Source organism: Streptococcus sp. 20925_1_22 (genome assembly GCF_041431685.1).
Lineage (GTDB): Bacteria > Bacillota > Bacilli > Lactobacillales > Streptococcaceae > Streptococcus.
In genome coordinates this window covers 190,071-202,910 of record NZ_JAPVYE010000005.1, presented here as the reverse complement: position 1 = coordinate 202,910, position 12,840 = coordinate 190,071, and the positions used below count along the sequence as shown (strand labels likewise).

General features: G+C 43.8%; 16 protein-coding genes and 1 other annotated feature (1 of these 17 cut by a window edge). Of the genes, 13 read left to right on the top strand and 3 right to left on the bottom strand.

All coding sequences use genetic code 11. The annotated features are described in order from the left end of the window. Positions 1 to 53, top strand: a binding site (T-box leader) (it extends 183 nt beyond the left edge of the window). A gap of 61 nt (positions 54 to 114) precedes the next feature. The 8 genes from trpB (O3621_RS08735) (at position 115) to trpA (ending at position 7,954) form a co-directional block, all read left to right on the top strand. Continuing rightward, positions 115 to 1,296 (top strand): tryptophan synthase subunit beta, encoded by a 1,182-nt coding sequence (gene trpB / locus O3621_RS08735; protein ID WP_061592114.1) that lies wholly within the window; start codon positions 115 to 117, stop codon positions 1,294 to 1,296. A gap of 401 nt (positions 1,297 to 1,697) precedes the next feature. After that, the gene (trpE, locus tag O3621_RS08730) at positions 1,698 to 3,056 is read left to right on the top strand and encodes an anthranilate synthase component I (RefSeq protein WP_314448889.1); all 1,359 of its coding nucleotides are present in this window, start codon (positions 1,698 to 1,700) and stop codon (positions 3,054 to 3,056) included. Next, on the top strand, positions 3,053 to 3,616 hold the full coding sequence (locus O3621_RS08725; RefSeq protein ID WP_011836634.1) for an aminodeoxychorismate/anthranilate synthase component II: 564 nt from the start codon (positions 3,053 to 3,055) through the stop codon (positions 3,614 to 3,616). Before trpE ends, O3621_RS08725 begins: the two co-directional genes overlap by 4 nt. A 10-nt stretch (positions 3,617 to 3,626) precedes the next feature. Further along, a complete protein-coding gene (trpD, locus tag O3621_RS08720) occupies positions 3,627 to 4,631 on the top strand; it encodes an anthranilate phosphoribosyltransferase (RefSeq protein WP_002911946.1) in 1,005 nt (334 codons plus the stop codon). After that, complete coding sequence (gene trpC, locus O3621_RS08715) at positions 4,628 to 5,395, top strand: indole-3-glycerol phosphate synthase TrpC (protein ID WP_011836635.1); 768 nt, start codon at positions 4,628 to 4,630, stop codon at positions 5,393 to 5,395. The genes trpD and trpC overlap by 4 nt, the downstream gene beginning before the upstream one ends. Further along, complete coding sequence (locus O3621_RS08710; RefSeq protein WP_004187907.1) at positions 5,382 to 5,969, top strand: phosphoribosylanthranilate isomerase; 588 nt, start codon at positions 5,382 to 5,384, stop codon at positions 5,967 to 5,969. Before trpC ends, O3621_RS08710 begins: the two co-directional genes overlap by 14 nt. Further along, positions 5,959 to 7,182: a tryptophan synthase subunit beta gene (gene trpB / locus O3621_RS08705; protein ID WP_061592110.1), complete on the top strand. Its 1,224-nt coding sequence runs from the start codon at positions 5,959 to 5,961 to the stop codon at positions 7,180 to 7,182. The genes O3621_RS08710 and trpB (O3621_RS08705) overlap by 11 nt, the downstream gene beginning before the upstream one ends. Next, complete coding sequence (trpA, locus tag O3621_RS08700; protein WP_061592109.1) at positions 7,175 to 7,954, top strand: tryptophan synthase subunit alpha; 780 nt, start codon at positions 7,175 to 7,177, stop codon at positions 7,952 to 7,954. Before trpB (O3621_RS08705) ends, trpA begins: the two co-directional genes overlap by 8 nt. Positions 7,955 to 8,159: 205 nt before the next feature. On the opposite strand, the gene O3621_RS08695 is transcribed toward trpA, so the two are convergent. Then, positions 8,160 to 9,059, bottom strand: a complete 900-nt coding sequence (locus tag O3621_RS08695; protein ID WP_061592108.1) for a YafY family protein — start codon at positions 9,057 to 9,059, stop codon at positions 8,160 to 8,162. A 78-nt stretch (positions 9,060 to 9,137) separates the two neighbouring features. Between O3621_RS08695 and O3621_RS08690 the strand changes: the two genes are divergently transcribed. Further along, on the top strand, positions 9,138 to 9,587 hold the full coding sequence (locus O3621_RS08690; RefSeq protein ID WP_081102952.1) for an effector binding domain-containing protein: 450 nt from the start codon (positions 9,138 to 9,140) through the stop codon (positions 9,585 to 9,587). Here O3621_RS08690 and O3621_RS08685 read toward each other — a convergent pair. After that, a complete protein-coding gene (locus tag O3621_RS08685; RefSeq protein WP_061592106.1) occupies positions 9,581 to 10,243 on the bottom strand; it encodes an A24 family peptidase in 663 nt (220 codons plus the stop codon). The two genes, O3621_RS08690 and O3621_RS08685, sit on opposite strands and share 7 nt — an antisense overlap. A 166-nt stretch (positions 10,244 to 10,409) precedes the next feature. Here O3621_RS08685 and O3621_RS08680 point away from each other — a divergent pair, with 166 nt between their 5' ends. The 4 genes from O3621_RS08680 to O3621_RS08665 all read left to right on the top strand — a co-directional run bounded on the left by O3621_RS08680 (position 10,410) and on the right by O3621_RS08665 (position 11,946). Next, positions 10,410 to 10,925, top strand: a complete 516-nt coding sequence (locus O3621_RS08680) for a DNA starvation/stationary phase protection protein (protein WP_061592105.1) — start codon at positions 10,410 to 10,412, stop codon at positions 10,923 to 10,925. Positions 10,926 to 11,016: 91 nt separating this feature from the next. Further along, entirely contained in the window at positions 11,017 to 11,235 is a 219-nt protein-coding gene (locus tag O3621_RS08675; RefSeq protein ID WP_002898045.1) for a YqgQ family protein, read from the top strand. Position 11,236: 1 nt separating this feature from the next. Further along, positions 11,237 to 11,617 (top strand): rhodanese-like domain-containing protein, encoded by a 381-nt coding sequence (locus tag O3621_RS08670; RefSeq protein WP_002900929.1) that lies wholly within the window; start codon positions 11,237 to 11,239, stop codon positions 11,615 to 11,617. A gap of 89 nt (positions 11,618 to 11,706) precedes the next feature. Then, positions 11,707 to 11,946, top strand: coding sequence for a DUF4190 domain-containing protein (locus tag O3621_RS08665; RefSeq protein WP_101771131.1), 240 nt, complete (start codon positions 11,707 to 11,709; stop codon positions 11,944 to 11,946). A 32-nt stretch (positions 11,947 to 11,978) separates the two neighbouring features. Here O3621_RS08665 and O3621_RS08660 read toward each other — a convergent pair whose 3' ends face one another. After that, on the bottom strand, positions 11,979 to 12,704 hold the full coding sequence (locus O3621_RS08660; RefSeq protein ID WP_125330355.1) for a pseudouridine synthase: 726 nt from the start codon (positions 12,702 to 12,704) through the stop codon (positions 11,979 to 11,981). Positions 12,705 to 12,840: the final 136 nt, after the last annotated feature.

The following is a 12,840-nucleotide window of genomic DNA, read 5'->3' as shown; positions in this document are numbered from 1 at the left end:
AGTCTATACTTTGCTCCATAATTGAGGTGGCACCGCGATTATACGCCCTCACACAGATTTTTTCTGTGTGTGGGCTTTTGTTTTGCTTGAAAATAAAGAAATGAGGCAATCAAGATGACAGAAACTAAAGGATATTTTGGACAATTTGGCGGCTCCTTTGTACCAGAGCCTATCCAGGCCTTGCTGGATGAATTAGAAGCGACTTTTGAGAAGTATAAGGATGACCCAGAATTTTTAAATGAATACCGACATTATTTGGCAGATTATTCAGGTCGGGAAACCCCGCTCTACTTTGCAGAAAGTCTGACCCAGCATCTGGGCGGAGCTAAGATTTATCTAAAGCGGGAAGATCTCAATCATCTGGGCTCTCATAAGCTCAATAATGTTTTGGGGCAGATTCTTCTAGCTAAGCGCATGGGCAAGACCCGGGTCATTGCTGAAACTGGAGCTGGCCAGCATGGTGTGGCAACTGCGGCAGCCGCAGCTAAGTTTGGTATGAAGTGCGATGTTTACATGGGTGCAGAGGATGTAGAACGCCAGCGCCTTAATGTCTTCCGCATGGAAATGATGGGTGCGACTGTTCACGCTGTGGAAACAGGCACCAAAACCCTCAAGGATGCAGTGGATGCAGCCTTTGGAGCTTGGATGAGTGATTTGGAAGCCTTCTATGTTTTGGGTTCGGCTGTCGGACCTCACCCTTATCCGACGATTGTCCATGAGTTCCAAAAGGTGATTAGTGAAGAATCACGCCGTCAGATTTTGGATAAGGAAGGCCGCTTGCCGGACTATGTCATTGCCTGTGTAGGTGGTGGATCTAATGCTATCGGCGCCTTCTCCCAGTATGTGGCGGATGAAGAAGTCAAGCTGGTTGGTGTTGAAGCAGCTGGACGGGGTCTTGATACAGACCAGCATGCGGCGACCATGACCAAGGGAAGCGTCGGAGTAGTGGATGGTATGAAGACCTACGCTGTCTTTGCTGAAGATGGTCAGGTGGCACCGGTTTACTCCATTTCAGCAGGCTTGGACTATCCTGGAGTTGGTCCTGAACATGCTTTCTTTAAAGATTCTGGTCGAGTAGAATACGTGGCAGCGACAGATGATGAAGCTGTGGATGCCTTGCTTCTCTTGACGCAAAAGGAAGGAATTTTGCCAGCAATCGAAAGCTCTCATGCTATTGCTGAAGCCATCAAGCGAGCTCCGCAATTGTCATCTGACCAAATCATTGTTATCAACGTATCTGGTCGTGGAGATAAGGATGTGGCAGCCATTGCCGACTATCTAGAAAAACGAAAATAAAATACCCAGCAGAAGAGTAGTAACATCTCTCCTTTCAGAGAGTCTGTGGTGCTGTAAACAGGCAGGAGAAGTTATGAAATGGGCTGTTGGAGTCAACATTTAGTCCTTTAGTTGAACTTTTATTACTTTGTTAGCTTACTTTGCTATGAGCCAGTACGCTGCCTTCTACTAAAAGGAATCTAAATGACTGTAAATAAGTAAATGAGATGTGGAGCCTGAAAACTCCATAACTGAGGTGGCACCGCGATGATACGCCCTCACAGGATGAACTGTGCGGGCGTTTTTCTGTAGTTCTGGGGCAAGTTATGACCGTGGACAGGTGCTATCTGTTCTTGTGAATGCAGTCATAGCTAGCAAATTACTCCTCCTTAAACGCTTCTGATTAAATAGAAAGAAAAATTATGCAAAAGATTTTACCAGCTGATATTTTATCGCCGATTCTGGCTTATATGCGGATTCAGGGCGACCACAAGGTGATTTTGGAAAGTATTCCGAGAGATAGCGAGACAGCTCGTTTTTCTATCCTAGCCTATAATCCAGTCTTTGAAGTCCGCTATGAAAATGGCCGTTTAACAAAGAATGGGCAAGTTATCGAGGCAGATCCATTGGACTATCTGCATGAGTTGGCAGTAAAAAAAGCTCATCATTCAGACCTGCCTTTTGGAGGCGGAGCCATCGGTTTTGTTGGCTACGATATGATTTCCCTCTATGAGGAGATTGGCCAGATTCCAGCTGATGTGATTGGAACGCCTGATATGCACTTTTTCGTCTATGAGAGTTACATGGTTTTTGACCATAAAAAAGACAAGGTCTATATCGTCGAGGAGGCCCTCTACAGCGATAGAAGCGAATCTGATTTGGCTGCTAGTCTGGAGCGTATCATGGCTGAGCTGGCGCAGCCAGCAGCAGATGAATTTTCACCGCTGGAACTGTCCAGCTTGAACTTCCAGAGCCATATCAAGCAGGCAGCTTTTGAAAAAATGGTGGAAGAAGCGCGCAGCTTGATTCGGCAGGGCGACATGTTCCAATGTGTGCTCAGTCAACGCTTTTCAGCAGAATATTCTGGTAGACCGCTGGATCACTATCGCAATCTGCGCGTGACCAACCCTTCCAACTATCTCTACTTTTATGATTTCGGGGATTATCAGATTATTGGAGCTAGCCCAGAGAGTCTAGTTTCTGTCAAGCAGGGTCAGGTTACGACCAATCCTATCGCTGGAACCAGACCGCGTGGGAAGGATGAAAGAGAAGATAAAGCCTTGGCAGAGGAGTTGCTGGCTGACGAGAAGGAAGTGGCTGAGCATCGTATGTTAGTTGATTTGGGACGTAATGATATCGGTAAAATTGCCCAGAATAACAGCGTGGAAGTCACTAAGTACATGGAAGTGGAGTATTTCCGCTATGTCATGCACCTGACTAGTGTAGTTCGTGGTCAGCTTCTGCCCCAACTGACAGCCATGGATGCGCTCAAGTCGACCTTGCCGGCCGGCACAGTCTCAGGCGCACCTAAGATTCGGGCCATGAAGCGTATTTACGAGTTGGAGCAGGAAAAACGTGGCGTTTATGCGGGGGCTATTGGCTATCTGTCTGCGACAGGGGATATGGATTTTGCCATCGCTATACGCACTATGATTTTGAAAAATGGCAGAGCTTACGTTCAAGCTGGAGCGGGTATTGTTTATGACTCGATCCCTGCTAACGAATACCAAGAAACCATCAACAAGGCCAAATCAATGACCAAGATAGGAGAGATGCAATGATTTTATTGATTGATAATTATGATTCTTTTACTTACAATCTAGCCCAGTATATCGGCAATTTTGCAGAAGTTAAGGTCTTGCGAAATGATGATGCAGGCCTTTATCAAGCGGCAGAAGAAGCTGATGCTTTGGTTCTTTCTCCGGGTCCAGGCTGGCCAGCAGATGCAGGACGGATGGAGGAAGTTATCCGTGATTTTGCTGGTAAGAAGCCGATTTTGGGGATTTGCTTGGGGCACCAAGCCATTGCAGAAGTATTTGGCGGAAAGCTAGGCTTGGCTCCCAAAGTCATGCACGGTAAGCAAAGTATTCTGCGCTTTGAGAGAAAATCTCCTATCTATCAAGGGATAGAGGATGGCCAGCCGGTCATGCGCTATCATTCGATTTTGATTGAGGAGATGCCGGAGGACTTTGAAGTGACGGCTCGGGCAGCTGATGATAACTCAATCATGGCTATCCAGCACAAGAGCCTGCCTATTTATGGTTTTCAGTATCATCCAGAAAGTATTGGCACGCCGGACGGCTTGTCGTCTATCAAGAATTTCATCGATTTAGTAAAATAAAGGAGCGTGTATGAAAGAGATTATTGCAAAACTAGCTGATTTTAAGGATTTAAGCAGCGCTGAGATGACAGATGTGATTGAGCGTATTGTCACCGGACGGGTGACAGAGTCTCAAATTGTAGCTTTCTTGCTGGGGCTCAAGATGAAGGGGGAGACAATTGAGGAACGAACGGCTTTGGCGCAGGTAATGCGAGGCCACGCTAAGCAGATTCCGACCACTATTCGCACTGCCATGGACAATTGCGGTACGGGCGGGGATAAGTCTTTCAGCTTCAATATTTCAACTACGGCAGCTTTTGTACTGGCAGGTGGCGGGATTAAGATGGCTAAGCACGGAAATCGCTCCATTTCTTCTAAGTCAGGCTCAGCTGATGTCTTAGAAGCTCTGGGTATCAATCTAGACTTGGATGCTGCTAGCTTGGGCAAGGTTTTTGAGCAGACAGGTATCGTCTTTCTCTTTGCAAAGAATATGCACCCAGCCATGAAATACATCATGCCAGCCCGTCTTAGCCTCGGCATTCCCACTATCATGAATCTAACTGGTCCGCTCATCCATCCCATGAGTCTAGAAACTCAGCTTTTGGGAACCAGCCGGCCAGATATGCTAGAGAGCACAGCAGAAGTTTTGAAAAATATGGGCCGCAAGCGTGCAGTAGTCGTGTCGGGGCCAGATGGTCTAGACGAGGCAGGTCTTCATGGCCGAACCCAGTACGCTCTGCTGGCAGATGGGCAAATCAGCCTGCACAGCTTTCTGCCATCAGATATTGGCATGGAAGAAATATCTCTTGAAGTGATTCGTGGAGGCAATGCCAAGGAAAATGCAGAAATTCTGCTATCTGTCCTGCAAAATCAAGCCAGCCCCTATCTAGAAACGACAGTGCTGAATGCGGGATTGGGCTTCTATGCTAATGGGAAATCAGACAGCATAGAAGAAGGAATAGCTTTGGCCCGCCAAGTGATCGCTAGTGGCGTAGCCTATGAAAAACTCAAGCAACTACAGGAGTATCAGAAATGAGCAAAGAATTTCTCCCGACCATTCTAAAGCAAAAAGAGCAGGAAGTGGCGGCTATGTCCTATGAAGAGCTGCAACCTCTGCGCTCGACCTATTCCCTCTATGAATATCTTAAAAACCATCCTCAAGAGCTGCAGTTAATTGCTGAGGTCAAAAAAGCCAGTCCAAGTCTGGGAGATATTAATCTCGGTGTGGATATTGTTGAGCAGGCTCGCACCTATGAACGATGCGGTGCAGCTATGATTTCGGTTTTGACAGATGAGATTTTCTTCAAAGGACATCTGGATTACCTGAGAGAGATTTCCAGTCAAGTGACCATTCCGACCCTCAATAAGGACTTTATTATTGATGAAAAGCAGATTGTTCGTGCCCGCAATGCTGGAGCGACAGTTATTCTTCTGATTGTGGCTGCCTTGTCTGAAAAGCGGCTGCAAGAACTCTATGATTTTGCGACAGGTTTAGGCTTGGAAGTTCTGGTCGAAACCCATAATCTGGCGGAGCTGGAAACTGCCCATAGAATAGGAGCACAGATAATAGGTGTCAATAACCGCAATCTAGTTACTTTTGAGACTGATATCAATACAAGTCTTCAGCTATCTGCCCATTTCAAAGATGACAGGGTTTACGTGTCTGAGTCCGCTATTTTCAGCAAGGAAGATGCTGAGCTAGTAGCTCCTTATTTCCATGCGGTTTTAGTCGGAACAGCCCTGATGCAGGCTGAGAATGTAGCAGAAAAAATCAAGGAGCTGAAAATTGACAAAGGTTAAGATTTGCGGCTTATCAACGGCCAGCGCTGTGGAAACGGCATGCCAGAGTGGTGCGGATTACATTGGATTTGTCTTTGCTGAGAGCCGTCGGAGGGTCGGTTTGGAGCAAGCTCAGAAGCTATCTGCCTTGGTGCCGCCTGCTGTCCGAAAGGTGGGAGTTTTTGTCTCTCCGAGTTTGGCGGAGCTGCAGGAAACTATTTCGGTGGCAAATCTGGATTTGGTGCAGATTCATGGCGATTTTAATGAAGAGCTTCTGACTGAGATCGGCCGTCCGGTTATTCGAGCTTATCAGGTCAAGGGAGCCTTAAAAGGAGTCAGCCAACAAGCGGACTACCTGCTCTTTGATGCCCCACTTGCTGGTAGTGGTCAGACCTTTGACTGGCAAGCTTTTGATAAAGAACAAATCCACCAGCCCTTCTTTATCGCCGGTGGTTTGAATGCAGGGAATGTCCGAGAAGCGATTCAGCACTTCGCCCCTTACGCAGTAGATGTCTCAAGCGGGGTCGAGACTGACGGCCAGAAGGATTTAGAAAAGATAACAGAATTTATAGAAAGAGTGAAATATGGTATATAATCAACCCAATCAAGAAGGATTTTACGGTGAGTTTGGCGGGCGTTTTGTTCCAGAAACGCTGATGACAGCAGTTTTGGAGCTGGATAAAGCCTACCGTGAGAGTAAAAAAGACCCAGCCTTTCAGGCTGAGCTGGATGAGTTGCTAAAACAGTATGTAGGGCGGGAGAATCCTCTCTATTTTGCTAAAAATCTGACAGCCTATGCTGGCGGTGCTAAGATTTATCTGAAGCGGGAAGACCTCAACCATACCGGGGCCCATAAAATCAATAATGCCCTAGGGCAGGTTCTATTAGCCAAGCGGATGGGCAAGAAGAAAATTATTGCCGAGACTGGTGCGGGTCAGCATGGAGTCGCAACCGCCACAGCTGCAGCCCTTTTCAACATGGACTGTACTATCTACATGGGTGAAGAAGATGTCAAGCGCCAAGCACTCAATGTCTTTCGTATGGAACTTCTGGGAGCCAAGGTAGAGTCTGTGACCGATGGCTCTCGAGTCCTCAAGGATGCAGTCAATGCTGCCTTGCGAGCTTGGGTGGCTCAGGTCGATGATACTCACTATATTATGGGCTCAGCCTTGGGGCCCCATCCCTTCCCAGAGATTGTCCGCGACTATCAGAGTGTGATTGGACGTGAGGCCAAGCGTCAGTTTGCTGAGCAAAATGCAGGTGCCTTACCCGATGCTTTAGTCGCCTGCGTTGGCGGTGGTTCCAATGCTATTGGGCTCTTTTATCCCTTTGTAGACGATAGCTCAGTTGCTATGTATGGAACAGAAGCAGCTGGGCGGGGCGTGGATACAGATGAACATGCTGCGACCTTAACCAAGGGCCGCCCGGGGGTTTTACACGGAGCCTTGATGGATGTCTTGCAGGATGAGCAAGGGCAGATTCTGGAAGCTTTCTCTATCTCTGCCGGGCTAGACTATCCGGGCATCGGTCCTGAACATTCTCATTTTAATGCTATCCAGCGCGCCACTTATGTGCCAGTCACGGATGAAGAAGCCTTGGAAGTCTTCCAGCTTTTGTCTCGTATTGAAGGGATTATCCCTGCTCTAGAGTCTAGCCACGCTATTGCTTACGCAGTTAAGCTGGCTAAGGAGTTGGGACCAGATAAATCAATGATTGTCTGCCTATCCGGCCGTGGTGACAAGGATGTCGTTCAGGTAAAGGAACGCTTGGAAAAAGAAGCGGCTCAAAAAGGAGGTGCCCATGACTAAAACACTCACTCAGCATTTAGAGGCCATCAAAAAATCAGGTAAGGGAATTTTCCTTCCTTATATCATGGCTGGTGATCATGAGAAAGGTTTAGAGGGATTACCAGAAACTATCTCATTTTTGGAAAACTTGGGCGTGTCAGCCATTGAAATCGGTCTGCCGTTTTCAGATCCTGTTGCAGATGGGCCGGTTATTGAAGAAGCTGGTCTGAGGAGCCTGGGTCACCATACTTCGACCAAGTCTTTAGTGGCAAGCTTGCAGAAGTTGGACACTCAGCTGCCTCTTATCATCATGACCTACTTTAATCCTATTTTCCAATACGGTCTCAAAGATTTTGTCAAGGATTTGGCTAGGACACCGGTTAAAGGATTGATTATTCCGGATCTGCCCTATGAGCACAGGGACTTTATTCTGCCTCTGCTGGAAGATTCAGATCTTGCTCTTATTCCTTTAGTAAGCCTGACGACTGGCGTAGAACGTCAGCAGGAGCTGATCAAGGAAGCAGAAGGTTTTATCTACGCTGTAGCTATCAACGGTGTGACAGGTAAGAGCGGAAGCTACCGCAATGATTTGGACCAGCATTTGAGTAAACTCCATGATATTGCAGAGATTCCAGTACTGACGGGCTTTGGCGTTTCAACTTTAGAGGATGTTGACCGCTTCAATCAAGTCTCAGATGGAGTTATTGTTGGATCTAAGATTGTCAAAGCTCTTCATGAAAAGGACGCCAGCATAGCAGCCTTTATCCAAGAAGCAGCAGCTTATAAGAAATAATCACTACCACACCAAACAAAAGACAGGGTACAAATGCCAGCCTGTCTTTTTTATTTTTAAAGCAGAAGCAGGCGAGGCCAGAGAAGCTAGCGATTTGGATAAGAACTAGAGCCTGACCCATGTTCTTGAATTTTATCACCATAAAAAAGTAAGTTTCGTATAATTCATTTTTAAGAAACGTTTGATTTTTTATGTTGATTGAATATTAGTTTGGATATTGCTTATGAATGGTATCTATATAGATGGTGAAATGTTTCAAGAAATGCTTAGGAGATATAACAGTGATATATTTTCCAAAAGCAAGCAAGGTATTGTATCCCCAATCATTGTCGTTTAAAGGATAAGTAATCTCGTAAATATCGCTATTAATAGGTTTTATGGCATTATAGCCTAAGAGTTCCACAAACCGGTCAAGGACAATTTTCTGGACATGCAGGATGACAGGTACTTTGTTTTCATTCATCCATGTACCACCATCATAGGGAAGTGGTGTAAAATGTCTTTTTGAAAAAGTATCAGAGAGAGTAAGTTCACTAATTCTAGAAACTTTAAAAACAGAAAAACGCGCTTTTTCAGTATCGTAGGCATCCATATACCAACTCCGGTCCTTATAGACGATACGGTAAGGCTCACAATTTTTTTGACTCACCAGTCCTTGTGAATTAATATAGGAAAATTTTATTTTTACTCTACCTCTGATAGCTTCCAATAACTTAAAAATCAAAGTTCGTATTTCCAAGTTCCCTTGAGATAGAGACAAATCAATTTCGAAATCAGAGTATGTATTGGTAGCATTTAATTTCAATATAGCGTTGAAAGTAGAGGCGTCTTCCAAAACTTGATAGCGACTTTTTAAACCGGATTCTATTGAAAGTCGTTCGGATTGGGTCAGGGGAGGTTTATCAGTTTGGAAGTCTTCCATAAGAAAAATGCCTCCGTTTTTTCCTTTCATTACATAGAGAGGAATTCCTGCAAGAGATAAATCATCAATATCTCTCATAATAGTTCGGGTGCTGACTTTAAAAAGTTCTGATAGTTCTTTAGCTGTTGTTTTTCGTTGATTTACTAAATGAGAAATGATTCCCATTTGACGGTCAATTTTCATGATTTTCTCCTTAAATATGACAGATAGATGTCATATTACTTTTGTTATGATTATACCATAAAGAAAGGAGTTCATATAATGAAACATCAAACCAAACCATCGTTTACCCTGATTGGCAGGAGTATTTTGATAGAAGGAACTACGGTTCATGAACAGCACTATTCTAAAGAGAAAACGGCGTTCTATGCTCAGTTATTTAAAGAAGGAATGCTCGGGAAATTGATGCCCCATTCTCTAGACAAAAAAGGCTATGCTTTGATTGTTCCTCATAAAGATGGTATTCAATACTATGCAGGAGTTGCGGCAAAGAATGCTGTGGCAGGCTACGAAAGCATTCTCGTCCCAGAGAAAGATTATTTAGTAAGTTCAGCCAGTAGTGAAAAATCAAGACTCCTGTTTGACCAATTGGAGGATAACTTTTTTGAGGAAGAAAGCAGTTCCCTTTACCAAGATGGAATTATCTTAGAAATACTTTTAAACGGGAATCCTATGGATGCAGAAGTTGAGCTTTGGGTTCCGGTTCAGTAAAAGAGTAGGGATTTATAAGAAATAATCACTACCACACCAAACAAAAGACAAGGTACAAAAGCTAGCCTGTCTTTTTTCTTTTTAAAGCAAAAACAGGCGAGACCAGCGAAGCTAGCGATTTGGATAAGGATGAGAGTCTCCGTTAGGCTGAAAATGGCTGAGCAAGAAGCGAGAAATAGAAAGTCGCCAGCTCCAATACGAAGATTATAAAAGAAGGCTAGAAGTCCTATGGCTAAAAAGAAGAGCATGAGAAGATTGACGCCTGCTGTCATCATCAGCAAGAGCTGAAAAACCAGCCAGACCATCAGGGGATATTGCTGCTCTCTTTGATCGTAGATGGCTAGGTTTAAGCCCATGGTGAGTAGTAGGAGTTGACTGAGGGAAATCGTGCCAAGTGAGGTTGCCAGAAAAAGACCGCCCAAGATACATTCAAAAAATAAATAGCGTAAGGGAATCTTGTCTCCACAGAAGCGGCAACGAAGAAGATTTAAGATTTGAGAAAAAATAGGAATCAAATCACGGGGGGCTAGTCTTTTCCCGCAGGCATTACAATGGCTAGCTGGAGCGATGATAGACTGCTCTGGGAAGCGGTCGATGACCAAGCCTAGGAATGAGGCAAAGACAGTACCAACGATAAAAAAGTATAGGTGAATCATACTTATTTATTCGTAATTTTAAACAGAAAAATTCTGAAATTTTGCAACTTTTCTAATAAAGTCTTTTTTTGAATCTTTTGTCTTGACTTTCTTATTTAGAAGCATTATAATTAAATCATAATCTAAAAAGATTAGAATCATTATAAATAAAAACGAGGTAAATACAATGACACAAGTAAAAAATGGTGCAGCAACTGACGTAGCAACTTTCAGCAATCAAAAGGCTTTGCCAAAGACTAAGGCTATTCTTAATCAAGTAGTGGCAGACCTTTATACAGCTCATATTGCTCTTCACCAAGTTCACTGGTATATGCGTGGCGCAGGTTTCATGGTTTGGCATCCAAAAATGGATGAATATATGGAAACTTTGGATGCAACCTTGGATGAAGTTAGCGAGCGCTTGATTACACTGGGAGGCAAGCCTTATTCTACCTTGACCGAGTTTATCCAACATAGTAAGATCGAAGAAAAAGCTGGTGAATTTAGCAAGAATGTAGAAGAAAGTCTGGCGCGTGTGATTGAGATTTTCCGTTATCTGACAAGTCTTTACCAAGAAGCTTTGGATGTAACAGACGAAGAAGGGGACGATGTAACCAATGATATCTTTGTCGGTGCCAAGGCTGACCTTGAAAAGACTATCTGGATGCTGACAGCTGAAATTGGTCAAGCACCAGGTTTATAAAAATGATCCATGCGAAGCAGAAAGGAAACAGGCTTTCCTTTCTGCTTTTTTCATCTTGAAAAGCGCTGGAAAATCTGATAAAATATAGCTCATGAAAACCCTGTATGATGTTCAGCAATTTCTTAAAAGTTTCGGAATCATTATCTATATGGGCAAACGCCTTTACGATATTGAAATGATGAAAATCGAGCTGAAGAGAATTTACGACGCCGGTCTAATGGATAAGCTAGCTTATTTTGAGGCGGAGGCTGTCTTGCGCCGAGAACATCGCTTAGAGTTAGAATATTTAGAAAAGAAAAAGGAGACTTGAGATGACAATTTGGATTTTGTGGGCGGTACTTTTAGGAATAATTGGCTGGATGGGCTTTAATTATTTGCGCCTTCGTCAGGCAGCAAAAATCGTGGATAACGGGGAATTTGAAGATTTGATTCGCCAAGGTCAGTTGGTTGATCTGCGGGATCCATCAGATTTTCACCGGAAGCATATCTTAGGCGCTCGCAATATTCCATCTCAGCAGCTCAAGGATAGTGTCGGTGCACTTCGCAAGGACAAGGCTGTTCTCCTCTATGAAAATAGTCGTGGTCAGCGCGTAACCAATGCGGCTCTGTATCTGAAAAAACAAGGATTTAAAGAAATCTATATTCTTTCTTATGGGTTGGATTCTTGGAATGGCAAGGTTAAGGCTAGTTAACATAAATCAAAAATTTGTCGCATTATATATACAAAGCCAGTTTCTTATGTTATAATAAATTAATATTAATTTTAAGGAGTTTTTAGAACATGCAAGAAAAGAAAAAATCCTCTCTTGTTTTAGGTATCCTATCTATCATCTTTGGTTTTTTCATTCCATTGGTAGGTCTTATTTTGGGTATTATAGGTTTGGTGTTGGCTAATTCACAGCAAAAAGAGTCTAAATTAGACTATAAAACAGAAAAAATTCTGGGTATCGTAGGGATTGTAATTTCCGTAATTGTTTGGATTCTAAATGTCATGGTACTTATGAACGGAGCAGGCTACTAACAAAAAAGCTTTATTTTTAAAGCTTTTTTGTTTTACCGACTTTTCTCTAAATGTTTTTTAATAATCCCTAATTCTTCTTGGTTCAAAGCATGGTAATCGCCTTTTGCTAGATCTGGGTCTAATGTAAAATCTCCGAATTGAATTCGCTTGAGATAGGTGACCTTGACACCAATTGCCAGAAACATCTTTTTAATCTGGTGGAATTTCCCCTCGGAAATCTTGACGGTAGCACGGCTCAGACTGGAGCTGCTGGAGAGGATAGAGAGCTGGGCGGGCTGACAGATGGTGCCGTCTAAAAAGCGAATGCCTTCTTGAAAGGCAATTTTATCCTGAGAGGTTAAAGGTCCATTGACTTCTACATAGTAAGTTTTTTCGACATGATATTGAGGGTGCAGCAGCTGAAATCCCAAAGGACCATTATCGGTAATCAAAAGAAGTCCTTCTGTATCTCTATCCAGCCGTCCGATAGAGTAAAGATTTTCTTTTTCTATCTCCTTATCCAGCAAATCCAGGACAGTCAATTTTTCAGCGTCACGATTGGCAGTGACTGCACCTGCGGGTTTATTCAGCATGTAGTAATGGTGGGCAGGACCGCTGACCTGTTTTCCTTGAAAAGTAATCTGCTGCAGGCCGGTATCAACGTTTTGGCTGAGTTTGCAGGCGGGCTTACCATCCACTAAAATCTGTTTTTGCAAAAGGCTTTGTTTCATCTTTTTTCGGCTGATATGATTGGCAGCCAGCAGTTGGTCGAGGCGCATCTGTTTTCCTTGTTTTTTTCTAAATCATATCATAAATTTTCAGGATGGGAAATGCAAATACTCATGCAGCTCCCATATTTTTTAATGAAAACATTTACACTTATCAAAGCCGTGTTTTTTGCCTGCGTCTGTGGTA